Below are 25,412 nucleotides of genomic sequence, written 5' to 3'. Positions count from 1 at the left end.
AGCAGTCGATGAGTCCAGGGGACCCGATAACGCATGGTTTACGGGACCCGGTATAGCCATTCGTCGGTGCCGAACTTGGCCGCCACCCGTTCCTCTGCCGCCGCCAGTTCGTGGCCGGCCAGGGTGGACGGCGTGGCGCCGTACCGTTCACTGAAAACGTCCATCATGGCCTCGATGATCGCGGTCCGGGCCAGGCCGGTTTGGCGGCGCAGGGGATCCACCCGCTTCTTGGCGCTTCGGGCGCCCTTGTCGGACAGTTTTTCCTTGCCGATCCGCAGGACCTCCACCATCTTGTCGGCGTCGATGTCATAGCTCATGGTGACATGGTGGAGCATGCCGCCGTTGGCCAGCCGCTTCTGGGCGGCACCGCCGATCTTCCCCTGGTCCGTGGCAATATCGTTCAGCGGGATATAGAAGGCATTGATGCCGAGGCGTTCCAGTGCCGCCATCACCCACGCGTCCAGGAAAGGGTAGGAATCGGCGAAGCTCAGCCCGTCCACCAGGGTCTGCGGCAGGTAAAGCGAGTACGTGATGCAGTTGCCGGCCTCCATGAACATCGCGCCACCGCCGCTGATCCGCCGGACCACGTTGATGCCGTGCCGGGCGACGCCGTGCGGGTCCACCTCGTTCTGCACGGACTGGAAGCTGCCGATGACCACGGACGGTTCCTGCCAGTCCCAGAACCGCAGGGTGGGGGTACGCGCCCCGGCGCCGACGGCCTCGGTCAACACCTCATCGAGGGCGACGTTGATCTGGGTGGGCAGCACGGTGGGCGCGATGATGTTCCACTCGTGGTCGCCCCAGGACGTTGCCTTGGCCAGCGCGCGGCGGACTGTCACCGCCACGGCGTCGGCGGAGAAGCCGAACAGCACGGCACCGGCGGGCAGGGCGGCGGTGACGGCGGCGGCCAGGTCGGCGGCAGGCGTGGAATCAGGCAGCCCGGTCAGCGCCCGGTTAATGTCCGCCAGGGCCTCGTCCGGTTCAAGGAAAAAGTCGCCGCTGACGGACACGTCCGCCAGGGCCCCGTCCACCACCGAGAGGTCCACCACCACCAGTTTGCCGCCGGGAACCTTGTACTCCCCGTGCAGGCGCTGGCTGGTGGCGTGGTTGGCAGGAAAGGCAGATTCGGTCATACGTCCCATCCTGCCCCAGAAATCCGGGACGCCGTTAACGCGGAAAAGCCCGCACCGGGACCGGTGCGGGCTTTCTGCAACAAGCTTGGGCGAAGGGAATTACTTCTTGCCGCCGAAGCCCTTGAAGCGAGCGTTGAAGCGCTCGACGCGGCCTGCAGAGTCCATGATGCGCTGCTTGCCCGTGTAGAACGGGTGGGACTCGGAAGAGATTTCGACGTCGATGACCGGGTAGGTGTTGCCGTCTTCCCACTCAATAGTCTTGTTGGAAGACACGGTGGAGCGGGTCAGGAACTTGGTGCCGGAGGCCAGGTCGTTGAAGACAACAGCTTCGTACTTCGGGTGGGTATCAGACTTCATAATTGGACCTTTGTTCGCGCAGCTGGATTTTGCCAGTTGCCAGGTATGAATGGGATGGCTGGGCACTGATGCATCAGCCGAAGCTGAAAAAGCAGGACAACCAGCTATCCATCATAGCCGATCCGGAGGGGCCTGACGAACGGCCGCCCGGCTGCGTGCCGCGTCAGTCCCGGGCGCGCAGCTCCCAGAACGCCACCGCCGAGGCTGCCGCCACGTTGAGCGAATCCACGCCGTTGCGCATGGGGATCTTCACGGCGAGGTCGACGGCGGCGAGGGTCTCCGCGACCATGCCCGCGCCTTCGGTGCCAAGCACCAGGGCGGGCCTGTCCAGGTTGCGGGAGACGACAACCCGCTCGGCTGCAACAAACACGTCCAGTCACCCACGGGGTAAAGAACCGCCCGCTCAACTGCAGTCAGCCGAGTAGCGCTACGCCGAACTCGGCGACGACGGCCCGCAATTCCCTGAGGTAGCGCTGCGCCTGGTCGGTAAGCGGAATCGCGGCGTGACCGATCCAGCCGATCTCGATGCGTTCGTCTACATCGAGCGGGATGGCGACGATCTCCGGGTCGAGCTGCCCGCTGATGATACCCGTCGAGATCGTGTAGCCGTGGAGCCCGATCATGAGGTTGAAGATCGTCGCCCGGTCAGAGACCCGGATCTCCTGCTTGCTGGACAAGGTGGAGAGAATCTCCTCGGCGAAGTAGAAAGAGTTGTTCGCACCTTGATCGAAAGTTAGGCGAGGCAAGCCGGCGAGATCGGCGAGAGTTGCACGCTCTTTTGAGGCGAGCGGGTTATTCCGTGCAATGAAAATGTGCGGATCGGCGAGGAAAAGCGGAGTGAACGCGAGCCCGGATTCCCGGAGCAGCTTGTCGATGACCTTCCGGTTGAAATCGTTCCGGTAGAGGATGCCTATCTCGCTGCGGAGCGTCCGGACATCCTCGATGATGTCCCAGGTGCGGGACTCACGGAGCGAGAACTCGTATTCGGCCACCTCAGTGGCCTTGACCATCCGGACGAAGGCGTCCACCGCGAACGAGTAGTGCTGCGTTGACACCCCGAGCAGACGTCGCATCGGTGGCCTGCCGAGGTAGCGCTGCTCGAGGAGAGCGAACTGCTCGACGACCTGCCTCGCATAGCCGAGGAACTCTGCCCCGTCGGCGGTGAGGGTGACCCCGCGGGCGGAGCGAACCAGGAGCGCGCGGCCCACCCGGGCCTCAAGGTCCTTCATCGCTGCGGACATCGTTGGCTGCGCTACGTAGAGAAGATCGGCAGCCGCGGAGATCGATCCCTCGGCTGCAACTTCTATGAAGTAGCGGAGCTGCTGCAGGGTCAGTCCGCTCGAAATTTGGGCCATAGGAAGAGTCTATATGAATGCATAGTAGCGCCTAGTTACCCGATACCAGCGGAAAGGTTGCACCATGGACTCAACCCCTTCAGGAAGGCCGTCTCCGGCCCATCGACAACGGATTGGCAGCACATGGCAGACGACTTTACGTTCAGTATCACCACCACCCGCTTCGACGAGGACTACTCCCCGTCCGAAGGCTCCCGGATCACGACGAACTTCGCCAACCTCGCACGGGGCGAGCACCGCCAGGAGAACCTCCGCAACGCCTTGACCATGATCCGGCGCCGCTTCAACGATCTCGCAGACTGGGACAACCCGGACCGGGACCGCTACACGCTCGAGCTTAATATCGTCTCCGTGCAGATACAGTTCACTGCGGACGGCACGGATCAGCAGTTCCCCCTGTTCGAGGTTCTCGACATCCAGATCGTCGACCTGCTGAACGGGGTCCGCCACCAAGGAATCGTCGGGAACAACTTCTCCTCCTACGTCCGCGACTTCGACTTCAGCGTCGTACTGCCGGCGGCAGCAGGGGACTCAGGCAAGCCCACCGTCCCCGAGGACTTCGGCGACCTTCACGGCAAGCTGTTCCAGCACTTCCTCGATTCCCCCGAATGCCAGGAACGCTTCCCGCAGCCGCCAGTGGTCTGCATCAGCGTCTCCACGAGCAAAACGTACCGGCGAACCGGGAACCGTCACCCGGTCCTGGGCGTCGAGTACCAGCAGGACGAGTTCTCGCTGACGGACGCTTACTTCGCAAAGATGGGGCTGAAGGTCCGCTACTTCATGCCCCGCGGCAGCGTGGCTCCCCTCGCCTTCTATTTCCGCGGCGACCTGCTCAATGACTACTCCAACCTGCAGCTCATCGGCACGATCAGCACCATGGAGACGTTCCAGAAGATCTACCGCCCGGAGATCTACAACGCGAACTCCGCCGCCGCCGCCGTCTACCAGCCGAGCCTGGGCGAGGAGGATTACTCGCGGACCCAGATCGCTTACGACCGCGTCGAGCGCAGTCAGCTCGCGATCACGCAGGCAAAGTACACGGAGGAGCACTTCATCACGCCCCACAAGGATCTGTTGGACCGGTGGACCGCCAACTACCCCGCTCTCGTCAACTGACCCACGGAGAATCGTCAATCATGAACACACTTTTGCCCACCACCCTTGTCGGAAGCCTGCCGAAACCATCGTGGCTCGCACAGCCGGAGACTCTTTGGTCCCCGTGGAAGCTGGAGGGAGATGCGCTGCTCGAGGGCAAACAGGATGCGCTGCGCATCGCCATCCACGAGCAGAGCCTGCGCGGCATCGACATCGTCAGCGACGGCGAGCAAACCCGCCAGCACTTCGTCACGACCTTCATCGAGAATCTCAGCGGGGTCGACTTTGAACAACGCAAGACCGTGCGCATCCGCAACCGCTACGACGCGAGCGTACCGACCGTCGTCGGACCGGTGCGCCGCGAGCGGCCGGTATTCGTGGAAGACGCGAAGTTCCTCCGCGCAACCACGGACCGGCCGATCAAATGGACTCTTCCCGGTCCAATGACGATGGTGGATACGCTCTACGATGACCACTACAAGAGCCGCGAGAAGCTGGCCTGGGAGTTCGCCACGATCCTGAACCAGGAGGCGAAAGAACTGGAGGCGGCCGGCGTTGACATCATCCAGTTCGACGAGCCCGCGTTCAATGTCTTCCTCGATGAGGTCAAGGATTGGGGAGTGGCTGCGCTTGAGAGAGCGGCAGAAGGACTGCGCGCGGAGACCGCCGTGCATATCTGCTACGGCTACGGGATCAAGGCGAACAATGACTGGAAGGCGACGCTCGGCTCACAGTGGCGGCAGTATGAGGAAACGTTCCCGCTGCTGCAAAGCTCCAGCATCGACATCATCTCGCTGGAATCCCAGAACTCCCACGTGCCCATGGACCTCATCGAGCTCCTCCGCGGCAAGAAAGTCATGCTCGGGGCAATCGACGTCGCAAGCGAGACCGTCGAGACCCCGGAGGAGGTCGCCGACACCCTCCGCAAGGCCCTGCAGTTCGTCGATGCGGACAAGCTCATCCCCAGCTCCAACTGCGGCATGGCACCGTTCCCCCGGGACGTCGCACTGGCCAAGCTGAGTGCCCTCAGTGCAGGGACGACCATCGTCCGCGAGGAACTCGCCCGCTCCGCCCCCAGGGTGTCATAACGGTGTTTCACGCCTACCCCACAGACACCTGGCTCGAGGCTCCGCGGCAAAGCTTCCCGTCCTCCCTCTCGGCCGACGAATTCAAAGCACTGTTCCGTGGGCACCCGGGAGGTGTCGCCGTCATCACGGCCGATGCCGGCGAAGGGCCTGTGGCGCTGACGGTATCTTCGGTCGTGTCGGTTAGTGCGGACCCTCCGTTGCTGATCTTCTCGGTCTCGGCACTGTCTTCTGCGTCCGAGGTGCTGTCGCGCGCCGAAACCGTCGTCGTGCACCTGCTGGACGCGCACGACGTCGACTTGGCCAAGTTTGGAGCGACCCCCGGCGCCGACCGCTTTGACCAGACGCACCGCTGGTCGGCCCTTGCAACCGGCGAAGCGGTGTATGACGATGTCCGCGCCTGGGTGCGCTGCGCCGTCATCAATCGCATGGAGGTGGGGACCTCCACCATCATCGCCGTTCACGCCCTGGAGTCCCGCGTGATGCGTGACGTCCAATCGGGCGAACCCGGCGACGCTCTGGTCTACCACAACCGTTCATGGCACCGTCTGGGCCAGCATTCCAAGCTTGAAGCCTGAGCGCCGCGCCAACAATGATTGCGCGTCGCCGCTACGATGGCGCCCTAGTCGCCGGCGCAGATCCCCGGAGGACTGGCAGCGCCTTAGTTGCCTGCCAGTCCATCTAAAACCACCAACAAGCATGTCCGAGGGGTGGTCATAGAGACCACCCCTCATGATGAAGGATCCCTTAAACCATGACATCAGCTGTAGCCGGCTCAGGTATCAAAACCGCCTCTACCCCACAAGAAAATGTGTCGTCTCCGGAAAAGTTCCGACTGATGCTCATGACGGCCCTCACGCTCGTTACAGGTGTGGTTGACGCGGTCGGCTACCTTGGACTCGATCACGTCTTCACCGGAAACATGACCGGCAACGTGGTGATTCTTGCGATGGCGCTGGCCGGGGCGGCGAACCTGCCAACGTTGGGCCCACTGGTAGCACTTGGCGCCTTTCTCCTCGGCGCGGCGGTTGCCGGATTTACGCTCCAGTCAAGCCCGAAAGGCTGGAACCGCAGGGTCACGCTGCTTCTCACAGCGGGTTGTATCGCGTTGACGGGAACCGCCGCCATCTCGCTCATCGTGGAAGACGTCGGCCGGCAGTCCACTGGTGTCATTGTTGCCGCCGTTATCGCCATGCACATGGGCTCCCAGGCCCTTATTGCGCGGCATTTGGGCGTACGGGACATGACCACAGTGGTCATTACTTCCACCATGACTTCCCTGGCCGGAGAGTCACTTGTGGGCAGGCACCGGCCCCGGTTACTCAACCGACGGCTGGGCGCTGTCCTCGCTATGTTCGCCGGGGCTGCTACCGGAGTACTCCTGCTCCAGATCCATTTCAGCGTCCCGATCGGCCTCGGCATCGCCATCACCGCCGCTGTGACGTTCCTGGGGAGTCGCCGCTGGCATTGATGCGCTAATCCAGCTCTTCAATTGCTCCTGCCACCGCCGGTCGGGCGGGTACGTCACGCTCAGCCGCTACCTCGTCGCATAAAACGCAACAGCCGACGAGGCAGCCACATTGAGGGAGTCGACGCCGTTCATCATCGGAATCGTCACGCGCGCGTCGAGCACCTGATCAGTCTCAGGCCTCAGCCCCTCTCCCTCCGTGCCGAAGACCAGCGCCAGGTTCGGGTGGTCCTGGGCGACCAGCTCATCGAGTGTGATGGCACCTTCGCCGAGCGACATGCCGGCCACGAAGTAGCCTGCGTCCTTGAGTACCTCAAGGTCCCCAGGCCACGACTCGATTCTGGTCCATGGCACTTGGAACACAGTCCCCATCGACACCCGGATGGAGCGTCGGTAGAGCGGGTCGGCGCACTGTGGAGAGACCAGGACAGCGTCGACGCCAATGGCTGCGGCGCTGCGGAAAATCGCCCCAACGTTTGTATGGTCGGTAAGGTTCTCCAGGACCGCGATCCTTGATCGTCCCGGCATACGGTCTCGATCAGACTCTTGTATTTTGCGACCACTGACATTGCTATGGTCCACGATGTCCTCCAGCCCGGCCACGCGGCGCGCCACCGCGAGCAGGTCCGGCAGCGGAACCGGGGCGGGACGCTGCATCGCCGCCATGGCTCCGCGGTGCAGGTGGAACCCGGTGATTTCCTCCAGCAGTGCCGCGGAACCAATGAAGGCAGGCACATCCGGATACTCCTGGAAGACATCTTCAAGGTCCGCCATCCATTTCTCGGCGAGGAAGAAGGAACGCGGCCGGTGCCCCGCCGCAAGGGCACGGCGCAGGACCCGCGAGGACTCGGCAATGTACATGCCCTCGGCCGGTTCCCGCAGCTTGCGCAGGTGCACATCGGTAAGGGTGGTGTAGTCACTGACGCGCGGGTCATCCGCGGATTCGAGGTAGTGGAAAGTCACCGGGTGATTATTTCAGCAGGTTGGCGATCATGACGCCAAGGGCCACAATGCCCAGGCTGAAGATCACCGCGCGGAGGACGCGGGGCGAGAGCTTCCGGCCCACCTTGGAGCCCAGGATGCCGCCGATGGTGGAACTGACGGCGATCAGCAGCACCACCAGCCAGTTGATCCGGTCGAAGGCGAACAGGAGGTAGGAGATGGCCGCCACCATGTTCACGCCGAGGACCAGGATGTTCTTCATGGCATTGGCGTTCTGGATGGTGCCGGTGAGGAAGACGCCCAGGATGCCGACCAGCAGAATCCCCTGGGCGGCCACGAAGTAGCCGCCGTAGACGCCGGCCAGGTAGACCATGACCACCAGGAGGACGCCATGGCGCTTGTCCCGGACGGCGTGTTCGGGGTTGGCCTCGCGGTTGCGCACCCAGTCCTGCAGGCGCGGTTGGAACACCACCATCAGCAGGGCAAGGACGAGCAGGACCGGGGCGACATAGTGGAAGACCTTCTCCGGCAGGTGAAGCAGGAGCCAGGCCCCGGAGACGCCCCCAAGGACAGACGCCGGCAGCAGCCGCAGCACCTGCCGGCCCCGGCCGGCGAGTTCCCGGCGGTAGCCGAAGGCCCCGGCGGCGGTACCGGCCACGAGGCCCATGGCATTGCTCATGGAGGCAACCACCGGGGCCACGCCCAGCGCGATGAGCACCGGGAAGGTCACCAGGGTGCCCGAGCCGACTACCGCGTTGATAGTGCCGGCCCACAGGCCGGCGATGAACACAATGATGCTGCTGAAGAGTTCCAAGGGAGTAGCGCAGGCCTGTTCTAGCGGCGTGCGGTGGCGGTGTAGCGTCCCGCGTTTTCGGTGACGGCAAGCGGCATCCCGAAGGTGGTGCTCAGGTGCTCTTCGGTCAGGACCTCGGTAATGGGACCGGCAGCCACCACGCCGCCGTCGCGCAGGAGCATGGCATGCGTGAAGCCCGGCGGGACTTCTTCCAGGTGGTGCGTGACCAGCACCATGGCCGGGGCTGCCTCGTCACGCGCCAGCTCGCCCAGCTTGTGGACGAGTTCCTCGCGGCCGCCGAGGTCCAGCCCGGCGCCCGGTTCGTCCAGGAGCAGCAGTTCGGGGTCTGTCATCAGGGCCCGGGCGATCTGGACGCGCTTGCGCTCACCTTCGGACAGTGTGGCGAACGTCCGGTTCAGCAGCGGCCCCATGCCCCAGTCGTTCAGGAGCCGGAAGGCGCGCCGTTCGTCGTCGCGCTCGTAGCCTTCCCGCCAGCGGCCGGTGACGCCGTAGGCGGCGGTGACCACCACGTTGAGGACGTTCTCGTGCTCGGGAATCTGGGTGGCAAGGGCGGCCGAGGACAGGCCGATGCGCGGCCGGAGTTCAAAGACGTCAACACGGCCAAGGACTTCATCGAGGATGCCGGCGGTGCCGCTGCTCGGGTGGAGGCGGGCTGCCGCGATCTGGAGGAGGGTGGTCTTGCCGGCGCCGTTGGGGCCCAGGATGACCCACCGTTCGCCTTCGTTGACCTGCCAGTCAACCTTGTCCAGCAGGGTCTTCTTACCTCGGACAACGCTGACGGAGTCCAGTTCCAGAACATCACTCATAGGAGTAGACACTAGGACAAAACGGAAGATGACTGATAACCGGCGGGAAGGCGGCCGGACTGCCCCATGGCGGCGGCCGCGCAATGAATTCAGGCGGGCCCGCCACCGCTGACTAAGATTGCAGGCATGACTTCGAACGTGACTGCGGTCAGCTATGGCCTGAATGTGACCCCGACCGGGCTGGACCAGCTGCGTTCCACCCTTGCAGCCCATGGCGCGCAGGTGCTGTCCGAGTCCGCTTCCGGTGACGACCGGTACCAGGTCCGGGTCCTTGACCTGGCCCTTCAGGACGCAACCGCGGCCGGACTGGCCGCGCTCCGTCATGCCGTGGCGGAAGCGGCGGATCCCGGCTTTGATACCGCCCTTGTTCCGGCCGCGCTTCGGGCGGCGTCCCGGAAGCTGCTGATCATGGATGTGGACTCCACCCTGATCCAGCAGGAGGTCATCGAACTCCTGGCCGCCTATGCCGGGAAGCGGGAGGAAGTGGCCGCCGTTACGGAAGCGGCCATGCGGGGGGAACTGGACTTCGCGCAGAGCCTGCACGCCCGGGTAGCGGTGCTCGCGGGGCTGCCGGCCGACGTCGTCCATTCCGTGCGCCAGGAAGTGAAGCTCAGCGAAGGGGCCGATGAGCTGGTAGCCGCCTTCAAGGCCGCAGGGCACGCCGTGGCGGTGGTCTCCGGCGGCTTCAACCAGATCCTTGAACCGATCGCCGCGGACCTGGCCCTGGACTACTGGCAGGCCAATGAACTGGAAATCGTCGACGGTGCTCTGACCGGCAAGGTGCTGGGCGCCGTCGTGGACAGGGCTGCCAAGGAAAAGTACCTGCGGGAGTGGGCCGCCGCCGAGGGCATTGCGCTTGAGCACACCATTGCCGTGGGCGACGGCGCCAACGACCTGGACATGCTGGGCGCCGCGGGCATCGGGGTGGCGTTCAACGCCAAGCCTGCCGTACGCGCCGTGGCCGACGCCGCGCTGAACATGCCGTACCTGGACGCGGTCCGCCACGTCGCCGGGGTCTGAGCCCGCACCGCCCCTTAACCGCGAAATGGCAGTTCGCGGCAGTGTCCCGAAAAGGAACATTGCCGCGAACTGCCAATTCGTGGGCGAATCTCAGTTGGACGACTCCTGGGCGCCCTTGCCGAAGTAGTCGGCTCCGCCGGCGTATTCGGTGTGGCCGGACTCGACGTCGGCCGTGGCCATGCCCGCCACCACCTGGGCGAATTCCTCCACGGAGTACAGCTTGCCGGCTTCGGCACGGCGGGCCTCGATGGCTCCCGGGGTGGAGCGGTCCAGCAGCGTGGCCGTGACCGTGCCCTCGATCATGTCGCCGGACACCACCACCAGGGAGATGCCCTTCTCCGCCAGGTTGGGGATGAGTTCGCGCAGGGCGTCCTCACCGGCGCGCTTGCTGCGGGCCACCGGCTCGTAGGCCGGCATGGTGGGAACGGTGTTGATGAAGTGGGCCTGGTGGCTGGTGACGAACACCACGCGGGAACCTTCCTTCATCAGCGGAACGGCTGCGTTGAGCATGTTGATCTGCGCGTCGCGGTTCAGCTTGAGGGCGTAATCCTCGCCCATTCCGGTCTCCATGCCGCCGGAGGCGTTCAGGACCAGGAGGTCCAGGGATCCGAAGTTCTCCATGGCGGCGCTGGCCAGCGCCTGCACGCCCTCCTGGGTGGTGAGGTCGGCGCCGACGGCAACGGCGCGTCCGCCGGCAGCTTCGATGCCCTGGACCACCTTGTTGGCGCGGGGCGCCTTCTGGCGGTAGTTCACCACGACGGCGGCGCCCTCTGCGGCGAGGATCTTTGCTACGTCCGCGCCGATGCCCCGGGAGGATCCGGTGACAATGGCGGTCTTGTTGTCCAGCAGTCCCATGCATGCTTCCTTTGTTCGAAACGTCTAAATCGGTATGGCCTGCAGTCCATCATGCCAGCGGGCATTGCCGAATCCTTTGTCCAACGTCCACAAATAAGGATCCGGCTGCTAGTTCGCTGCAGGTTCGCGGCGGCAGTGGTCAGTGGCCCATGCCCAGGCCACCGTCCACCGGGATGACGGCTCCGGAGATGTAGGCGGCCTCGTCGCTGGCGACCCAGCGGACCACATTGGCTACCTCGGAGGCTTCGGCGAAGCGGCCGGCGGGGATGCTGGACAGGTAGTCCTTTTGGGTGGCTTCCGGGAGTTCGGCGGTCATGTCGGTGTTGATGAATCCCGGGGCCACCACGTTGGCGGTGATGCCTCGGGAGCCCAGTTCGCGGGTCAGCGAGCGGGCGATGCCCACCAGGCCGGCCTTTGAGGCTGAGTAGTTGATCTGGCCCGGTGCGCCGTAGAGGCCGGAAACCGATGAGATGAGGACCACGCGGCCCTTGCGGAGCCGGATCATTCCTTTCGAGGCCCGCTTGATGACGCGGAAGGCGCCGGTGAGGTTGGTGTCGATGACGGAGGTGAAGTCGTCCTCGCTCATGCGCAGCAGCAGGGTGTCCTTGGTGATGCCAGCGTTGGCCACCAGGACTTCAACGGGGCCGTGGGCAGCTTCCACTTCCTTGAACGCGGCGTCGATGGAAGCTTCGTCGGTGACATCCGCCTTGACGCCGAGGATTCCCTCGGGGAGCTGCGCCGCGCTGCGGTAGGTGACCGCCACCTTGTCGCCGTTGGCAAGGAACGCCTCCGCGATGGCCAGGCCGATTCCGCGGTTGCCGCCGGTAACCAGGACGCTGCGGGGTGCGGAAGCTGTTTCAGTCATAGAAGGGCTCCATTGTTCTGCGGCAGGCTGCGCCGCGGTAGGAAGGGTGTGGTTTGGGCTGCCTCCGATCTTAGCGGCAGCGGCACAACCTTGGCCGCAGCCGTACAGCGGGTTTGGGCGGCACTGCCGATGGTGCGAGAATTAAGGGAAGCCTTTGGAGCGTGATCAATCACCGTGACCCTTGAAAACCATGCGGGACATTCCGCGTCCGAAGAACCGGGCCGGTTCTCGGGCGACACCGAGGTCCACAGCATTACGGACGCTGCAGGCGCGCACTCGGAAGACATGCGCCAGCGGATGATCAAATACGCCCTGGCGATGGGCATCCGCATGGTGTGCCTGATCATGATCTTCGTGGTTGACGGCTGGTTCAAGATTATTGCGGTGGCCGGCGCCGTCTTCCTGCCCTGGATCGCCGTGGTGATCGCCAACGGCAGTGACAAGGCGGAAACACCCAGCGACCTCCTCCTGGATTCCGCTCCCCTGGCTGAAATTGAAAGCCCCGTCCAACAAGACACCGGCGACGACGAACCGGGAAGCGCCGTGCTGCAGGGCGAGCTGGTCAAGGATGAGGAAACAGAGCCGGAAGAGGAGCGGCAGGCGCCATGAGCATCTTCGATTTTGCAGCAGGTTCGGACCTGGCATCGGAAACCGGCGCCATCTGCTCACGGAAGGCGTGCCGCGCGCAGGCATCCTGGGAGCTCCTCTGGAACAATCCCAAGATCCACTCCCCCGAGCGGCGCAAGAGCTGGCTGGCCTGCCCCGAGCACCGTGGGTGGCTGGAAGACTACCTGCAGACCCGCGGCCTGTGGAAGGAGACCCGCGCCCTGGACCACGGCGGCGCAGATACCGTGGAGCAGGACATCTGAATGTACCGTTTTCTTTTTTCCAGCAAGTGGCTGGGCTATCTCCTGCTGGCCGCCATCTTTGCCACCGCATGCGTTTTCCTGGGCCGCTGGCAGATGGACCGCCGGGCCGAGACCCTCGCGGAAATCAACCGTGTGGTGAGCAACTACTCGGCAACGCCCATCCCCTTCGCGCAGGCACGGGACCAGTTCAGCCAGCTGGACCCGGCCAAGGAGTGGACGCAGGTTGAGCTGCAGGGCTCCTACGATGCCACCGGCCAGAGGATCGTCCGCAACCGCCCGCTCAACGGGCAGCCCGGGTACGAGGTAGTGGTCCCCTTCCGCCTCACCACGGGCGAAACCGTCGTGATCGACCGTGGCTGGTTGCCCATCGGCAACAGGAATCCGGGCAGTCCCGACTCCGTGCCGGCCCCTCCTTCCGGTGAGGTGACCGCCGTCGTGCGCCTGAAGCACGGCGAGCCGGAACTTCAGCGCGGGGCGCCTGAAGGGCAGCTGGCGTCCATCGACCTTCCAACCTACGCCGCGCAGCTTGGGTACCCCCTGCTGACCGGCGCCTACGGCCAGCTCGCCTCGGAGACGCCACCGGCGGCGGAGATGCCCGTCGCGTTCCCCAAGCCTTCGACGGACGAAGGGACACACCTGTCGTATTCGCTGCAGTGGTTCGCCTTCGGCGTGCTCATGTTCGTGGGCTTCGGCTACGCGGCCCGGCAGCAGGCGCGCAACGCTGCAATCGACGCCGAGGACGAGGAAGAGGCGCTGCCGGACGGCACCGTGCACTCCGCCGTTCCGGCCGCCCGCCGCCGCCCGGAACCGCGCAGGCGGAAGAAGGCGACCGCCGAGGAGGAGGAAGATGCCCTCCTGGACGCGCAGGGGTACTGAGACGTGACGGAGTACGACGGCGGCCCGGTCGCCCTGGTGCGCTCAGCCCTGGTGGCGGCTGGCGTCGGCGACACCGTGCGGAGTTTTCCGGCCGGGGTACCCACAGCGGCCGCAGCAGCCCAGGCGCTGGAATGCGATCTTGCCGCCATCACCAACAGCCTCATCTTTGACCTCAGCGGAGAGCCTCTGCTGATCCTCGCCAGCGGCGCCGCCAGGGTGGACACTGCGCTGGTGGCAGCGCAGCTCTGCACCGGCAAAATCCGCCGTGCCACCCCGGGCTTCGTCCTGGAACACACGGGCCAGGAGGTGGGCGGCGTAGCCCCGGTAGGCCACCCTAAAAAGATCAGGACGCTGCTGGACGAGTCCCTGCAGGCCCACGGGCTGCTGTGGGCAGGAGCGGGTGACCACCACTCGATGTTCAGTATCAGCTACACCGAACTGCGCAGAATCACGGGCGCACTGGAACTACAGGTCCGCTGACGCAGAGGCGACAAAGGCACAAGCGAAGCGGCGTGGGCGATTCATGGAGCGTGCGTCAAAGGCGGGGAACGAGCCAGCACGCGGGAATCGCCTGCGTCGCGAAGTGAAGGAAGCACCGACGAGGATCAGGCGAGGGTGATCAGGTCCAGGTAGTCCTCGTTCCAGAGGTCTTCCACGCCGTCGGGAAGCATGACCACGCGTTCGGGGTTGAGGGCCTCAACCGCGCCCTCGTCGTGGCTGACCAGGACGACGGCGCCGGTGTAGTTGCGGAGCGCACCCAGGATTTCGGCGCGGCTGGCGGGGTCCAGGTTGTTGGTGGGCTCGTCCAGGAGCAGGACGTTTGCGCTGGAGGCCACGATGGTGGCCAGGGCCAGGCGGGTCTTCTCACCGCCGGAGAGCACTCCTGCGGGCTTGTCGACGTCATCCCCGGAGAACAGGAACGAGCCCAGGATGCCACGGACCTCCGCGTCCTTCATGTCGGGTGCGGCGGAGCGCATGTTCTCGAGCACGGTGCGGTCGTGGTCCAGGGTCTCGTGCTCCTGGGCGTAGTAGCCGACCTTAAGCCCATGGCCCGGGATGACCTCGCCGGTGTCGGGAGCGTCCACGCCGGCGAGCATGCGCAGGAGCGTGGTCTTGCCTGCACCGTTCAGGCCCAGGATGACCACTTTGGAGCCGCGGTCGATGGCCAGGTCCACATCGGTGAAGATCTCCAGGGAACCGTAGGACTTGCTGAGCCCATCGGCCGTGAGCGGAGTCCTGCCGCAGGGCGCCGGGTCCGGGAAACGCAGCGCTGCCACGCGGTCCTGCTCGCGGACGGCTTCCAGTCCGCTGAGCAGCCGCTCGGCGCGCTTGGCCATGTTCTGTGCGGCGACGGCCTTGGTGGCCTTGGCACGCATCTTGTTGGCCTGGTCCATGAGGACCTGGGCCTTCTTCTCGGCGTTGGCCCGTTCACGCTTCCGGGCACGCTCATCTGTTTCGCGCTGCAGCAGGTAGCGCTTCCAGTCCATGTTGTAGAAGTCGATCTGGGCCCGGTTCGCATCCAGCAGGAACACCTTGTTGACGGTGGCTTCGAGCAGGTCCGTGTCGTGGCTGATCACGATCAGGCCGCCCTGGTGGTTCTTCAGGAAGTCACGCAGCCAGGCGATGGAATCGGCATCGAGGTGGTTGGTGGGTTCGTCCAGGAGCATGGTTTCGGCATCGGAGTAGAGGATGCGGGCCAGCTCCACACGGCGCCGCTGGCCGCCGGAGAGCGTCTTGAGCGGCTGGTTCAGCAGGCGGTCCGGAAGTGCCAGGTTGGAACAGATGGATGCTGCCTCGGCTTCGGCGGCGTAACCGCCGGCGGCCAGGAATTCGGATTCCAGCCGGTCGTAGCGGTTCATGGCCTTGCGCTGGGTTTCGGGGTCTGTGCTGGCCATCTCATCGTGGGCCTTGCGGAGTTTTCCGACGACGATGTCCAGGCCCCGGGCGGACAGGATGCGGTCCCGCGCCAGCTGCTCCATGTCAGGGGTGCGCGGATCCTGTGGGAGGTAGCCGATTTCGCCGCTGCGCGTCACCTTGCCGGCGGCGGGCAGGCCTTCCCCTGCGAGTACACGGGTCAGCGTCGTCTTGCCGGCACCGTTCCGGCCCACCAGGCCGATCTTGTCCCCTTTGTCGATGCGGAAGCTCACCTGGTCCATGAGGAGCCGGGCACCGGCGCGCAGTTCAAGATCCTGGACAGTAATCACAGCAGGTAAGGCCTTTCACAACAGGGAACGCCACGGTCCGCGCACTGGGTGCGAAGGGACGCCGGGCAGAGTGGCCGGAGAACGGCACAATCCAGTCTACCGTCCAGTGGACCGCGGCAGTCCCAGCAGTGACGACGTGCGGCAGCCAAGCATGGTGCCGTGGGCTTAACTGCCGCCTGCCGGCCGGACGTTCAAGCAGAATAGGGTGATGGAATTTGATCGGCTGCTCCAGATCCGGCGTATCTACGCGCAGCCGGCCGCACTGGAACTGCCGCGCGGCCGGGAGATCGCCGCACGCTGGCCGGATGCCGAGGTGGTGCTGGTGGACAACCACTGGAACATCCCGGACCTGCATGGTGACGAGACCAACGTGCCGCGCTGGTCCCGGATCAAGACGGAAGCGCTGGTCCTGGGCGTGAAGAAGTCGCTGGCCGTCAAGCCCAATGGCCGCTCGGCGGACTTCATTGCACCCTCCACCGCCAACGGTTGCGCCATGGCCTGCGCGTACTGCTACGTCCCACGGCACAAGGGATACAGCAATCCGGTGACCGTTTTCGCCAATATCGACCAGATCGCCGGGACGCTCGAACGGCACGCGGCCCGGCAGGGGTTGAAGCTGGAGCCCAACCAGTGCGACCCCGAACTCTGGGTCTACGACATCGGCGAAAACAGCGACTGCTCCGTGGATGCACTGATCAGTGACAATGTCGAGGAACTTGTGGGGCTCTTTCGAGAACTGCCCAACGCCAAGCTGTCCTTTGCCACCAAGTTCGTCAACCCGGCCATACTGGCCTGGGACCACGGGGGCCATACCCGGATCCGTTTTTCCCTGATGCCTGCCGGTCTGGCAAAATCCATCGATATCCGGACGTCACCCGTAGCGGAACGCATGGCGGCCATCAATGATTTCGTTGCCGCCGGTTACGAAGTGCACGTGAACTTCTCCCCTGTCATCATCACCGACACCTGGCTTGCCGACTGGGAGGAGCTGCTCCGCCGGCTCGACGCAACGCTGACCCCCGCGGCGAAGGCCCAGCTCGCGGCCGAGGTCATTTTCCTGACCCACAACGAGCAGCTGCACGAGGTCAATCTTGGCTGGCATCCGCAGGCGGAGGAAGTCCTGTGGCGGCCCGGACTGCAGGAATCAAAGACCTCAGAGAACGGCTTCAACAACGTGCGCTACCGGTCGCGCGCCAAGGCCGGCTACATCCGGCAGCTGACCCGGCTCATCGAGGACATCACCCCGTACTGCCGCATCCGCTACGCGTTCTGAAGCGCACAGCGGCGCGGCACCGTCAGTGCCTCTGCTCTTCGCTCCCATGTCCGGCGTTCCCGGCCGGCTCGGCGGTTTCCTGATGCCCGCCCTTCGACTTGCCGAACGGCAGCACTTTCAGGAGCGGGCCCACGACCGCAAGGACAACGAGGCCCCAGGCGAGGCCCACGACCGAGGAGCACAGCGTGTCGACCAGCCAGGCCAGGAGACCGCCAACCACCGCGACCTCCGCAACCGGGTGTTCGATGGCATGGATCAGGTCATACGGCGCATGCCAGCCGAGGTCGTGCGCGCCCTGCACCATGATGTGCCCACCGACCCACAGCATGGCGATGGTTCCAACGAAGGTGATCGCGGCCAGCACGGCCGGCATTCCCCGCACCAGCAGTGACCCGAGACGCTGGGAACGGGCCGACTCCTTGGCGGCCAGGTGCACGCCGATGTCGTCCATCTTGACGATCAGCCCGACGGCACCGTACACGAGCACCGTGATGGCGAACGCCACCAGGACCAGGATGAATGCGCGGACCCAGATCGATTCGGCCGACACCTCGTTCATGGAGATGACCATGATTTCGCAGGACAGGATGAAGTCGGTGGTGATGGCACCCTTGACCACCTTTGCCTCTGCGTCGGGTCCCCGCTCCACCGCGGGTGCCTCGTCCTCCTCATGGTGGCCGCCGCGGAACTTGTGCCACACCTTTTCCGCGCCTTCATAGCAGAGGTACGTGCCGCCCAGCATCAGGATGAACGGAATGATCCCCGGAACGAAGGCGCTGATCAGCAGCAGGGCCGGGAGGATGACCAGGAGCTTGTTGCGGATGGAGCCCCAGAAGATCTTCTTGATCATGGGCAGTTCCCGTGACGGGTCCGCACCCGAGACGTACTGCGGCGTGACCGCTGCATCGTCGATCACGACGCCGGCAGCCTTGGCCCCGGCCTTGGCGGCGCCGGCCGCGACGTCATCCACCGAAGCGGCAGCGATGCGGGCGAGCGCCGCGACGTCATCCAGCAGGGCGACGAGGCCGCCGCTCACAGTTGAACCCCACGGAGCTTGTGGCCGGAGCGTTGGGTATCGAGGGAAGGGTGCGTGATGGGCATGTTCGGAGTATATTGCAGCCCGCCCGCAGGCTCAGCCCTTCTTCAGTTCCTCGGCGAACATCACAATGATGCCGCTGGGGCCGCGGACATAGCTGAGCTTGTAGACGTCGCCGTAGGTCGCGACTCCCCGGAGGGGGTGGCAGCCGTGCCTCGCAGCGATTACAAGTGCCTCGTCGATGTCGTCAACGGAGAAGGCCACGCGGTGCATGCCGATTTCGTTGGGCAGGGTGGGGGAAGTTTCGATTGCGTCCGGGTGGATGTATTCGAAGAGTTCGAGCCGGCCGTTGCCGTCGGGCGTTTGAAGCAACGCGATCCTGGCGTGGTTCCCGTCGAGGCCTACGGCGGTGTCCGCCCACTCTCCGCTGACCGTCTCACGGCCCAGGACGGTAAGCCCCAGGTCGGTGAAGAAGGAAATAGCCTCCTCCAGGTCCCGGACTGCAATACCGACGTTTTCCAGTTTGATGGGCATGCGGCACACGTTACCAAGGCGGCTGCGGCGGGGCACCCAAGGCCGGCCCATCCTCTTTGGACAGGACGAAGATTCCGTACCGCATGGCACCGGTCCGGTAGGCCAGGATCAGGCGCGGAATGCTCAGGACGAAGATGCGGTTACGTGCGGTCCGGGCGAGGCGGCGCGTTTCCTGATCGACCACCAAGGATTTCAGCAGCCGGCCGGCGCAGATCGTCCATGTCCGTGCCACACGGCGGCTTGCATCCTCATAGCCGGTGACGGTAAGGCCGGCCGCCGCCGCCATCGCCTCATATTCCGCACGCGTGCCCATCGAGGGCAGGCGCCCTTCACGGCAGATGGGCTCGAGCAGGTGGCGGACCTTCCACCCGGTGGCATCATCCGCCGCCAGCCAGGCGCAGACGACGAAGCGGCCGCCAGGCGACAGCACCCGGTTCGCCTCCGCGAAGAACCTGGGTTTATCGACCATATGTTCGCTCGACTCGATCGCCCAGGCCGCATCGGCGGAGGCATCGTCCAGCCCGTTGTCGAGCCAGTCGCGGGCTTTGATGTCCACCCCTGGTAATGGACGGGCAGCGGCGTAATGGGCCTGTTCCTGCGAAAGCGTGAAGCCAGTTACACGGACCCCGCGTTTCTCCGCCAGCCGTCGCGCGGTGGAGCCGTAGCCGCAGCCTATGTCGACGCATGCCTGCCCGGGCGTCAGTTCCAGCCGGTCGCCGACAGTGTCGATCAGCGCCTGGACAGCCTCGCGGGCTGTTTCCCGGCCGGTCACCCACAGCCCGTGGTGGACGTGGTCGCCCCACACCCTGCGGTAAACCGGATCAAGCTCGTCGTAGTGGTCCGCGACCGCCACGGCACTCAAGGAGATATCGGGGACGATCACCCGATCACGCTACAGCCCCCTTCACGCCACCGGAAGAAGCCGGTTGTGCCCAGCCCAACGCAGCCCGGCGCCGCTTTAGTGGATCCCCTACAAAATGGCACCCGTTCCGCCCCGGTAGCGTCGGCTGTACATTAGATTCCGCTTGTACAACCCCGACAGGACCATCATGAGCAACACCGGCACCACTTCCAAGAACACCCCACGGGCGGAGCGCCGCCACTGGAACGGCACCGACCTCGGGCTGATCGCCGTTTTCGCCGCCCTCGTTGCCGGTGCAGCCCTGGTGCCGGGACTGGCACTGAACGGCTTCGGCGTCCCCATCACCTTCCAGACCCTCGCGGTCATGCTCACCGGGCTGGTGCTGGGCCCCGCCCGCGGGTTCGCCGCCGTCGGGCTTTACACGATCCTTGGCCTGGCCGGCCTGCCCATCTTCAGCCAGGGCCGCAGCGGCCTGGGCATCCTTGCCGGGCCCTCCGCCGGCTACATCATCGCCTTCCCCATTGCCGCAGGCGTGGTGGGTTGGCTCGCGACCATCGTCATCAGGCGCACCACGAAGGCCCGGGCGCTCTGGTTCTTCCTGGCTGCCACGTTGACCAGCATCGTGGTGGTGCACACGCTGGGCATCCTTGGCATTGCGCTGAACTCCAAGGCCACTGTGGAGCAGGCCTTCCTGAGCGACCTGGTTTTCTACCCGGGCGACATCATCAAGAACCTTCTCGCCGCCGCAATTGCCGTCGCCCTCCACCGCGCCTTCCCGGACGTCCTGGTGCGCCGGGTACGCCGCCGCGGCGTAGCGGCTGAAAGCGCCTAGGAACCCGCCATGCCAGCTGTAGCTTTTGACCAGGTGGCCGTCGCCGTCGAACGGGAAGACTCCGGCCGCCCCAAAGTCCTCCTTGAGGGCGTCAGCCTCCGGCTGGCGGAAGCACGCGTCGGCGTGATTGGGGCGAATGGTTCCGGTAAATCCACCCTGCTGCGCCTGGTCAATGGGCTCGTCCAGCCCACCAGCGGCACGGTCACGGTCGACGGCGACGACACAGTGCGTGCCGTCCGCAAAGTCAGGCGCAGGGTTGGCTTCGTGTTCACCGATCCCCTCTCCCAACTGGTGATGCCCACCGGCCGGGAGGATGTGGAACTGTCCCTGCGCCGTTCGGTCCGGAACGGGAGCGAACGGCGCAGCAAGGCCGACGCGGCGCTGGAGCGCCTCGGCCTCCTGCACTTGGCGGACCAAAGCATCTACGAGCTGTCCGGGGGCGAACGGCAGCTGATGGCACTGGCCGCCGTGCTCGCGGTCAACCCGTCAGTGCTGGTTCTCGATGAGCCCTCCACCCTGCTGGACCTGCGCAACCGCGAGCTGCTCCGCAGGACCCTGGCAAACCTGGACCAGCAAATCATCATGTCCACCCACGACCTTGACCTTGCCCTGGAGATGGACCGTGTCCTGGTCATCCAGGAGGGCCGGGTGGCGTTCGACGGCGCCCCGGCCGAGGCGGTGGCGGCGTACCGGGCGTGGTGCCTGCAGTCTTTCGACCCGGCAGGACGGGACACGCAATGAGGGGCCACGGGTTCCTCCTGGCCAACTATGTGCCGGGTGACTCCCTGGTGCACCGTGCGCCGCTGGCACTGAAGTTCATCCTGGTGCTTGCCTGCGGCCTGGTGTCCTTCGTCGTTATTGACTGGCGCATCTCCGCGGCCGTCCTGGCCATCCTTACCGGCCTGTTCCTGGCAAGCGGCGCCGGGGTGAAGCGGCTCTGGCGGGCCGTGCGGCCCCTGGTGCCGGTACTGCTGGTCATCGGACTGTTCCAGTGGTGGCAGCTGGGCGGCCCGACCGCCGCCCGCATTGTCCTGAACATCCTGGTCTGCGTCGCGGCGGCGTCGCTGCTGACGGCCACCACACCGGTGCAGCGGCTGCTGGATGGCGTGGTGCAGGTATCCCGTCCCTTCGCGAGGTTTGGGGCCGATCCCGAGCGTTTCGCCCTCACCATCGGCATCATGCTCAGGAGCATCCCCTTCATCGCGGGAACCTTCGCCGATGTCCGTGATTCGGCCAGGGCGCGCGGCCTGGAACGGAATCCGCGGGCGCTGGTCCTGCCGGTCTTCATCGCGTCTGTTGCCTACGCCCGCCAGACCGGTGAGGCGCTCGCAGCCCGCGGGCTGGGCGAACCAGAGGAGTGAAGCGCGGAAGGGGCCGACGCATTCCGGGGACGAATGCGCCGATGGTCAGGCGTCCGCCAGCAACCGGTACTCCAGCAGCGCCGCGGTTCCCATGCCGCCCGCCATGCTGATCATCGCCAGCGCCAGGGCCCCTGGATTCGCGGTTCTCCGGGCCTGTGCCAGGAGCCGGGTGACCAGGACCGCCCCGGAGGCGCCGTAGGCGTGGCCCAGCGCGAGGGCACCGCCGTCAAGGTTCACCCTGGCGGGGTCAACGGCCAGCTGGTCCAGGCAGGCTAGTGTCTGCGACGCGAACGCCTCGTTGAACTCCACCAGCTCCACGTCGCCGGCTGATACTCCGGCGCCGGCCAGCACCTGGCGTGCCGCCGGGACAGCCCCGATCCCCAGCAGCTGCGGATCGACCCCCGCGGTCGCCGTACCCCGAACCAGCAGTCCGTCAGGGGCCCCGAGTTCGCGCGCCCGCTGCAGGGAGGTGATGACGACGGCGGAGGCGCCGTCAGCGTCGAAGCAGGAGTTTCCGGCGGTGACAGTTCCTCCGGGTACGAAGGCGGCGGGAAAGCGGGCCATGATGGCCGGGGTCAGGCCACTCCTCGGCCCGGCATCAACGGAGACGGGGCCGGCTGCGGTGTCCATGGGCACCAGCTCGGCCTCGAAGCGCCCCTCCCGGATGGCCGTGAGGGCTTTCTTGTGGCTGGCGAGGGCGAATTCGTCCTGGCGGTCCCGGCCCACGCCGTACTCCCCTGCCACCGTTTCGGCGGCAACACCCATGTCCGGATCCCCAAAGTCCGCCGGTACAAACTGGGCGCGGCGGTAAAACTCCAGGCCGCCGTCCTCCGTCCTGTTCGCCCGCACGGGAGCGGTGCTGGTGCTTTCCACTCCCCCGGCCAGGTACACCTCGCTGCCCCCGGCCGCCACCAGCCGCGCGGCCAGCGCAATGGCATCCAGGCCCGAGCCGCACTGCCGGTCCACCGTGATGCCGGGCACGTCGGCCGGCAGTCCCGCCTCCAGCAGGGAGAGCCTCGCCACGTTTCCGCCGCCACCCACCGCGTTGCCAATGACGACGTCGGCAACGGACGCCGGATCCAGTTCCAGCCCGTCAACAAGCGCCCCCAGCACCGGCGCCAGCAGTTCATGGGCCCGCAGGCTCCGCAGGGCGCCGTTAACAGGGCACACCGGGGTCCGGCGCGCGGCGATGATCACCGGCTGGCGTCCGGGCGGCAGCAGCTCATCCGCCAAGGGAACGCACCCTCGGGTCCCGGGCTTCGATCCAATCCAGCAGCAGGTTCCGGCTGACCTTGCCACGGTCCGTGGCGGGGAGCTCGGACAGCAGGTAGTACTGCAGCGGGCGTTTGTGCCGCGACAGGATGTCCTCCAGGCCCGCCCGCAGTTGGGTGGCTGTGAGGCCGCCGTGCGAGGGCACCACGCCGGCCACCACGCGCTGGCCGCGGAGGTCGTCCGGCATGCCCGCGGCGACTGCTGCCGCGACGCCGGGAACTGCCGCGAGGGCCAGTTCCACCTCGTGCGGATAGACGTTGCGTCCGGCCGTGAGGATCATGTCCGCCCGCCGGCCCAGGATGTGCAGCTCGCCGTCCGTCAGGAACCCCTGGTCCCCCACCGAGTACCAGGGGCCGAAGGAGCGCAGCGCTTCGCCGTCGTCGCCCCAGAGGTAGCCGTTGCTGACCATGCCGCTGCGGACGCAGATGTTGCCGTACCCGCCGTCGGGGACCTGCCTGCCCCGGTCATCCAGGATGCGGACGTCGACGCCGGGAAAGGGCCGGCCGATTCCGGTGCCGCCTGCGGTGGCTCCCTGGCCGGGTGCCAGGCCCAGCCCGGAGACGAAGCTCAGTTCGGAGGCGCCGTAGTACTCATAGATGGTGGCGTTCGGTGCCCAGCGCCGGGCCGCCTCCAGGGTCCGGGCGTCCAGCTTTGATCCGGCGCAGATGATGGTGCGGACGCCGGAGGCATCGACGCATCCGGTCATTCCGCGTTCGCTGAGCATCCGCAGCATGGTGGGTACCAGCACCAGCCGGGTCACCCGGTCGTGCGTGATCGCCGCATGAACGGCGCCGACGTCGAACGTTTCCAGCGTCTGGAATTCGGATCCGGCGTACAGGCATTCGGCCAGGGCGTAGAGGTTGAGGCTCGCCGCCAGCGGCCCCGGGGCAAGGGTGACATCGTCCTGGCGGAGCCCAAAGAATTCGATCGAGGCGTCGAAGGACCGCTGCCAGGACTGCCGCGAGCGGGTGAAGGCCTTGGGAACGGATGTGGTCCCGGAGGTGAGTCCGATGAGGAAGCTGGAATCCGGCGGCCCGTCCACCAGGGCGTCGTCCGGTGAGGCTGCGGCCGCTTCGGCGCAGGCCTCCACCCGGCGGACAATGTCCTCCTGCAGCTGCACGGGCCATGCCGGATCCAGGACCGCGCACTGCCGGGCTCCCGCCACCGCGGCGGTGAATTGCACCGCGAAGGCCGCGGAGTTGGACTCGCAGAGGGTGGTGACCGATTTCGTCTCCGGCACCAGCGCAGCGGCCGAATCCCGCAGTTCCTCCCAGTCCAGTCGCTGCCCCGCGATGACCACGGCGGTGTGGTGCGGCCGCATGTCCGCCCAGCGCTGGATTCTGTTGAGGAAAGGCACGGACCAACTTTACCGGCCGGCACGGATTGAGCCGGCGGCCCGCGGGTATTGTGACGTTATGAGTTTCAATGACAACGTGCAGCTTGATCCCAGCCAGGTCCAGGACCGCCGGGGCATGGGTACGGGGCTGAAAGTCGGCGGCGGCATCGGCGGCGGCCTGGTGCTGCTCGTTGCGCTCCTGCTGGGCATCAACCCCAACATGCTTGGCGGCCTGGTGGAGAACGGTTCCGGCGGACAGTCGCAGGGCACGGCGCCGGCCTGCAGTACGGGAGCGGATGCGGATGCCCGCCTCGACTGCCGGATCACCGGCACCGTGAACAGCCTCAACGCGTTCTGGCCCGGCTACCTGAAGCAGTACAACGTCCAGTACCCGCGCCCGGAGGCAGTCATCTTCAGCGGCAGCACCAATACGGGGTGCGGGGCCGCGACTTCTGAGGTGGGGCCCTTCTACTGCCCCACGGACACCACCGCCTACTTTGATCCCGGCTTCTTCCAGGAACTCGTGGACCGGTTCGGCTCCTCGGGCGGCCCGCTGGCCCAGGAGTACGTGGTGGCACACGAGTTTGGCCACCACGTCCAGAACCTGCTGGGGGACCTGCAGCGGGCGCAGCAGGATCCGCAGGGGCCCGAGTCCGGCTCCGTGCGCACCGAGCTGCAGGCTGACTGCTACGCGGGCCTTTGGGCCAAGTACGCCTCCACCACTCCGGATCCCGCCACCGGGAAGCCCTACCTGGAGCCCCTCACCCAGCAGGATGTGAACGACGCGTTGTCTGCGGCAGCATCCGTGGGTGACGACCGGATCCAGAAGGCGGCCACCGGGCGGGTCTCCCCCGAAGGCTGGACCCACGGCTCCAGCGAAGAACGGCAGCGTTGGTTCTCCCGCGGCTACCAGTCCGGGGACATCAAGCAGTGCGACACCTTCAGCGCCGCCACCCTCTAACCCGGTTCACCCCATCGATTGCTCCGTAGTTGTCGTTTAGGCCGCCCATAACGACAAGTACGGAGCAATCGATGCTGGTGACAGGGTTTCCGGGCCGGGCCAAGCGGGGAACGACGACGGCGGAGGAAGCGTTCCGCGGAGGGGCGCCACCGGCCCGCGACCGTAGGTTGTTTTGACGGCGTGGCCGGCCCTGTCACTCTC

28 protein-coding genes and 1 pseudogene are annotated in these 25,412 nt (G+C 65.9%); 14 read left to right on the top strand and 15 right to left on the bottom strand.

The window, feature by feature from the left end; translation table 11 throughout:
- Positions 1 to 38: 38 nt before the first annotated feature.
- From lplAB to PUN71_RS17690, 4 genes and pseudogenes are all read right to left on the bottom strand, one after another.
- On the bottom strand, positions 39 to 1,142 hold the full coding sequence (lplAB, locus tag PUN71_RS17705; protein ID WP_502860977.1) for a lipoate-protein ligase LplAB: 1,104 nt from the start codon (positions 1,140 to 1,142) through the stop codon (positions 39 to 41).
- Between the two features lie 90 nt (positions 1,143 to 1,232).
- Positions 1,233 to 1,490 carry a type B 50S ribosomal protein L31 gene (locus tag PUN71_RS17700; protein ID WP_018771158.1) on the bottom strand — a complete coding sequence of 86 codons (258 nt, stop codon included), beginning with the start codon at positions 1,488 to 1,490 and terminating at the stop codon, positions 1,233 to 1,235.
- A 163-nt stretch (positions 1,491 to 1,653) separates the two neighbouring features.
- Positions 1,654 to 1,836, bottom strand: a pseudogene (locus PUN71_RS17695) (TrmH family RNA methyltransferase); the annotation flags it as partial.
- A gap of 67 nt (positions 1,837 to 1,903) precedes the next feature.
- The gene (locus tag PUN71_RS17690) at positions 1,904 to 2,845 is read right to left on the bottom strand and encodes a LysR family transcriptional regulator (protein ID WP_043455884.1); all 942 of its coding nucleotides are present in this window, start codon (positions 2,843 to 2,845) and stop codon (positions 1,904 to 1,906) included.
- 123 nt (positions 2,846 to 2,968) lie between these two features.
- Between PUN71_RS17690 and PUN71_RS17685 the strand changes: the two genes are divergently transcribed.
- The 4 genes from PUN71_RS17685 (at position 2,969) to PUN71_RS17670 (ending at position 6,496) form a co-directional block, all read left to right on the top strand.
- Entirely contained in the window at positions 2,969 to 3,961 is a 993-nt protein-coding gene (locus tag PUN71_RS17685) for a DUF1852 domain-containing protein (RefSeq protein WP_277799460.1), read from the top strand.
- 20 nt (positions 3,962 to 3,981) lie between these two features.
- Positions 3,982 to 5,028 carry a methionine synthase gene (locus PUN71_RS17680; protein ID WP_277799459.1) on the top strand — a complete coding sequence of 349 codons (1,047 nt, stop codon included), beginning with the start codon at positions 3,982 to 3,984 and terminating at the stop codon, positions 5,026 to 5,028.
- 2 nt (positions 5,029 to 5,030) lie between these two features.
- Positions 5,031 to 5,603 (top strand): flavin reductase family protein, encoded by a 573-nt coding sequence (locus PUN71_RS17675; protein ID WP_043455880.1) that lies wholly within the window; start codon positions 5,031 to 5,033, stop codon positions 5,601 to 5,603.
- Positions 5,604 to 5,869: 266 nt separating this feature from the next.
- A complete protein-coding gene (locus tag PUN71_RS17670; protein ID WP_277799458.1) occupies positions 5,870 to 6,496 on the top strand; it encodes a YoaK family protein in 627 nt (208 codons plus the stop codon).
- 66 nt (positions 6,497 to 6,562) lie between these two features.
- Here PUN71_RS17670 and PUN71_RS17665 read toward each other — a convergent pair whose 3' ends face one another.
- Genes PUN71_RS17665 through PUN71_RS17655 form a run of 3 tightly spaced genes read right to left on the bottom strand, consistent with a single transcriptional unit; the run spans position 6,563 to position 9,055 of the window.
- Entirely contained in the window at positions 6,563 to 7,456 is an 894-nt protein-coding gene (locus tag PUN71_RS17665) for a TrmH family RNA methyltransferase (protein WP_277799457.1), read from the bottom strand.
- 7 nt (positions 7,457 to 7,463) lie between these two features.
- The gene (locus PUN71_RS17660) at positions 7,464 to 8,249 is read right to left on the bottom strand and encodes a sulfite exporter TauE/SafE family protein (RefSeq protein WP_277799456.1); all 786 of its coding nucleotides are present in this window, start codon (positions 8,247 to 8,249) and stop codon (positions 7,464 to 7,466) included.
- Positions 8,250 to 8,269: 20 nt separating this feature from the next.
- Positions 8,270 to 9,055, bottom strand: coding sequence for an ABC transporter ATP-binding protein (locus tag PUN71_RS17655; protein WP_043455873.1), 786 nt, complete (start codon positions 9,053 to 9,055; stop codon positions 8,270 to 8,272).
- Positions 9,056 to 9,181: 126 nt separating this feature from the next.
- Between PUN71_RS17655 and serB the strand changes: the two genes are divergently transcribed.
- On the top strand, positions 9,182 to 10,075 hold the full coding sequence (gene serB, locus PUN71_RS17650) for a phosphoserine phosphatase SerB (RefSeq protein ID WP_277799455.1): 894 nt from the start codon (positions 9,182 to 9,184) through the stop codon (positions 10,073 to 10,075).
- A gap of 90 nt (positions 10,076 to 10,165) precedes the next feature.
- Here the strand turns inward: serB and PUN71_RS17645 are convergent, their stop codons facing one another.
- A complete protein-coding gene (locus PUN71_RS17645; protein WP_043456193.1) occupies positions 10,166 to 10,930 on the bottom strand; it encodes an SDR family oxidoreductase in 765 nt (254 codons plus the stop codon).
- A gap of 139 nt (positions 10,931 to 11,069) precedes the next feature.
- Complete coding sequence (locus tag PUN71_RS17640; protein WP_043456194.1) at positions 11,070 to 11,795, bottom strand: beta-ketoacyl-ACP reductase; 726 nt, start codon at positions 11,793 to 11,795, stop codon at positions 11,070 to 11,072.
- Between the two features lie 174 nt (positions 11,796 to 11,969).
- Here PUN71_RS17640 and PUN71_RS17635 point away from each other — a divergent pair, with 174 nt between their 5' ends.
- Genes PUN71_RS17635 through PUN71_RS17620 form a run of 4 tightly spaced genes read left to right on the top strand, consistent with a single transcriptional unit; the run spans position 11,970 to position 14,020 of the window.
- Positions 11,970 to 12,404 carry a DUF3099 domain-containing protein gene (locus PUN71_RS17635; RefSeq protein WP_043456196.1) on the top strand — a complete coding sequence of 145 codons (435 nt, stop codon included), beginning with the start codon at positions 11,970 to 11,972 and terminating at the stop codon, positions 12,402 to 12,404.
- The gene (locus PUN71_RS17630; RefSeq protein WP_043456197.1) at positions 12,401 to 12,664 is read left to right on the top strand and encodes a hypothetical protein; all 264 of its coding nucleotides are present in this window, start codon (positions 12,401 to 12,403) and stop codon (positions 12,662 to 12,664) included. Before PUN71_RS17635 ends, PUN71_RS17630 begins: the two co-directional genes overlap by 4 nt.
- Positions 12,665 to 13,540, top strand: coding sequence for an SURF1 family cytochrome oxidase biogenesis protein (locus tag PUN71_RS17625; protein WP_277799454.1), 876 nt, complete (start codon positions 12,665 to 12,667; stop codon positions 13,538 to 13,540).
- Positions 13,541 to 13,543: 3 nt separating this feature from the next.
- Positions 13,544 to 14,020, top strand: a complete 477-nt coding sequence (locus PUN71_RS17620; RefSeq protein WP_043456201.1) for a YbaK/EbsC family protein — start codon at positions 13,544 to 13,546, stop codon at positions 14,018 to 14,020.
- Positions 14,021 to 14,145: 125 nt separating this feature from the next.
- On the opposite strand, the gene PUN71_RS17615 is transcribed toward PUN71_RS17620, so the two are convergent.
- Positions 14,146 to 15,744, bottom strand: coding sequence for an ABC-F family ATP-binding cassette domain-containing protein (locus PUN71_RS17615; protein ID WP_277799453.1), 1,599 nt, complete (start codon positions 15,742 to 15,744; stop codon positions 14,146 to 14,148).
- Positions 15,745 to 15,952: 208 nt separating this feature from the next.
- On the opposite strand from PUN71_RS17615, the gene PUN71_RS17610 reads away from it, so the two are divergent.
- Complete coding sequence (locus PUN71_RS17610) at positions 15,953 to 17,017, top strand: spore photoproduct lyase family protein (RefSeq protein WP_277799452.1); 1,065 nt, start codon at positions 15,953 to 15,955, stop codon at positions 17,015 to 17,017.
- A gap of 22 nt (positions 17,018 to 17,039) precedes the next feature.
- Here the strand turns inward: PUN71_RS17610 and PUN71_RS17605 are convergent, their stop codons facing one another.
- From PUN71_RS17605 to PUN71_RS17595, 3 genes are all read right to left on the bottom strand, one after another.
- Positions 17,040 to 18,053 carry a DUF808 domain-containing protein gene (locus tag PUN71_RS17605; RefSeq protein ID WP_277799451.1) on the bottom strand — a complete coding sequence of 338 codons (1,014 nt, stop codon included), beginning with the start codon at positions 18,051 to 18,053 and terminating at the stop codon, positions 17,040 to 17,042.
- A gap of 96 nt (positions 18,054 to 18,149) precedes the next feature.
- Positions 18,150 to 18,587, bottom strand: coding sequence for a VOC family protein (locus tag PUN71_RS17600; protein WP_043456221.1), 438 nt, complete (start codon positions 18,585 to 18,587; stop codon positions 18,150 to 18,152).
- A 10-nt stretch (positions 18,588 to 18,597) separates the two neighbouring features.
- Positions 18,598 to 19,470, bottom strand: coding sequence for an SAM-dependent methyltransferase (locus PUN71_RS17595; protein ID WP_277799450.1), 873 nt, complete (start codon positions 19,468 to 19,470; stop codon positions 18,598 to 18,600).
- A gap of 166 nt (positions 19,471 to 19,636) precedes the next feature.
- On the opposite strand from PUN71_RS17595, the gene PUN71_RS17590 reads away from it, so the two are divergent.
- Genes PUN71_RS17590 through PUN71_RS17580 form a run of 3 tightly spaced genes read left to right on the top strand, consistent with a single transcriptional unit; the run spans position 19,637 to position 21,642 of the window.
- Positions 19,637 to 20,281, top strand: a complete 645-nt coding sequence (locus tag PUN71_RS17590) for a biotin transporter BioY (protein ID WP_277799449.1) — start codon at positions 19,637 to 19,639, stop codon at positions 20,279 to 20,281.
- A 9-nt stretch (positions 20,282 to 20,290) separates the two neighbouring features.
- Positions 20,291 to 21,022 (top strand): energy-coupling factor ABC transporter ATP-binding protein, encoded by a 732-nt coding sequence (locus tag PUN71_RS17585; RefSeq protein ID WP_277799448.1) that lies wholly within the window; start codon positions 20,291 to 20,293, stop codon positions 21,020 to 21,022.
- Entirely contained in the window at positions 21,019 to 21,642 is a 624-nt protein-coding gene (locus PUN71_RS17580; RefSeq protein WP_277799447.1) for an energy-coupling factor transporter transmembrane component T family protein, read from the top strand. Before PUN71_RS17585 ends, PUN71_RS17580 begins: the two co-directional genes overlap by 4 nt.
- Positions 21,643 to 21,687: 45 nt before the next feature.
- Here PUN71_RS17580 and PUN71_RS17575 read toward each other — a convergent pair whose 3' ends face one another.
- Both PUN71_RS17575 and PUN71_RS17570 read right to left on the bottom strand, forming a co-directional pair.
- Positions 21,688 to 22,875 carry a thiolase family protein gene (locus tag PUN71_RS17575; RefSeq protein WP_277799446.1) on the bottom strand — a complete coding sequence of 396 codons (1,188 nt, stop codon included), beginning with the start codon at positions 22,873 to 22,875 and terminating at the stop codon, positions 21,688 to 21,690.
- Positions 22,865 to 24,271, bottom strand: coding sequence for a class I adenylate-forming enzyme family protein (locus PUN71_RS17570; RefSeq protein WP_277799445.1), 1,407 nt, complete (start codon positions 24,269 to 24,271; stop codon positions 22,865 to 22,867). Before PUN71_RS17570 ends, PUN71_RS17575 begins: the two co-directional genes overlap by 11 nt.
- Positions 24,272 to 24,329: 58 nt before the next feature.
- Between PUN71_RS17570 and ypfJ the strand changes: the two genes are divergently transcribed.
- The gene (gene ypfJ / locus PUN71_RS17565; RefSeq protein ID WP_043456220.1) at positions 24,330 to 25,211 is read left to right on the top strand and encodes a KPN_02809 family neutral zinc metallopeptidase; all 882 of its coding nucleotides are present in this window, start codon (positions 24,330 to 24,332) and stop codon (positions 25,209 to 25,211) included.
- The last annotated feature ends 201 nt before the right edge of the window (positions 25,212 to 25,412 follow it).

The organism is Arthrobacter sp. NQ7 (assembly GCF_029581595.2).
In the GTDB taxonomy this organism is placed as follows: Bacteria; Actinomycetota; Actinomycetes; order Actinomycetales; family Micrococcaceae; genus Arthrobacter; species Arthrobacter phenanthrenivorans_B.
This window is presented reverse-complemented; position numbering and strand designations above follow the sequence as displayed.

Bases quoted from the DNA above. Each gene is read 5' to 3' on its own strand.
- PUN71_RS17585 (WP_277799448.1), top strand. From the start codon at position 20,291: ATGCCAGCTGTAGCTTTTGACCAGGTGGCCGTCGCCGTCGAACGGGAA.
- PUN71_RS17670 (WP_277799458.1), top strand. From the start codon at position 5,870: ATGACGGCCCTCACGCTCGTTACAGGTGTGGTTGACGCGGTCGGCTAC.
- PUN71_RS17700 (WP_018771158.1), bottom strand. From the start codon at position 1,490: ATGAAGTCTGATACCCACCCGAAGTACGAAGCTGTTGTCTTCAACGAC.
- PUN71_RS17580 (WP_277799447.1), top strand. From the start codon at position 21,019: ATGAGGGGCCACGGGTTCCTCCTGGCCAACTATGTGCCGGGTGACTCC.
- PUN71_RS17680 (WP_277799459.1), top strand. From the start codon at position 3,982: ATGAACACACTTTTGCCCACCACCCTTGTCGGAAGCCTGCCGAAACCA.
- PUN71_RS17640 (WP_043456194.1), bottom strand. From the start codon at position 11,795: ATGACTGAAACAGCTTCCGCACCCCGCAGCGTCCTGGTTACCGGCGGC.
- PUN71_RS17690 (WP_043455884.1), bottom strand. From the start codon at position 2,845: ATGGCCCAAATTTCGAGCGGACTGACCCTGCAGCAGCTCCGCTACTTC.
- lplAB (WP_502860977.1), bottom strand. From the start codon at position 1,142: ATGGGACGTATGACCGAATCTGCCTTTCCTGCCAACCACGCCACCAGC.
- PUN71_RS17645 (WP_043456193.1), bottom strand. From the start codon at position 10,930: ATGGGACTGCTGGACAACAAGACCGCCATTGTCACCGGATCCTCCCGG.
- PUN71_RS17590 (WP_277799449.1), top strand. From the start codon at position 19,637: ATGAGCAACACCGGCACCACTTCCAAGAACACCCCACGGGCGGAGCGC.
- PUN71_RS17610 (WP_277799452.1), top strand. From the start codon at position 15,953: ATGGAATTTGATCGGCTGCTCCAGATCCGGCGTATCTACGCGCAGCCG.
- PUN71_RS17625 (WP_277799454.1), top strand. From the start codon at position 12,665: ATGTACCGTTTTCTTTTTTCCAGCAAGTGGCTGGGCTATCTCCTGCTG.
- PUN71_RS17685 (WP_277799460.1), top strand. From the start codon at position 2,969: ATGGCAGACGACTTTACGTTCAGTATCACCACCACCCGCTTCGACGAG.
- PUN71_RS17630 (WP_043456197.1), top strand. From the start codon at position 12,401: ATGAGCATCTTCGATTTTGCAGCAGGTTCGGACCTGGCATCGGAAACC.
- serB (WP_277799455.1), top strand. From the start codon at position 9,182: ATGACTTCGAACGTGACTGCGGTCAGCTATGGCCTGAATGTGACCCCG.
- ypfJ (WP_043456220.1), top strand. From the start codon at position 24,330: ATGAGTTTCAATGACAACGTGCAGCTTGATCCCAGCCAGGTCCAGGAC.
- PUN71_RS17600 (WP_043456221.1), bottom strand. From the start codon at position 18,587: ATGCCCATCAAACTGGAAAACGTCGGTATTGCAGTCCGGGACCTGGAG.
- PUN71_RS17655 (WP_043455873.1), bottom strand. From the start codon at position 9,055: ATGAGTGATGTTCTGGAACTGGACTCCGTCAGCGTTGTCCGAGGTAAG.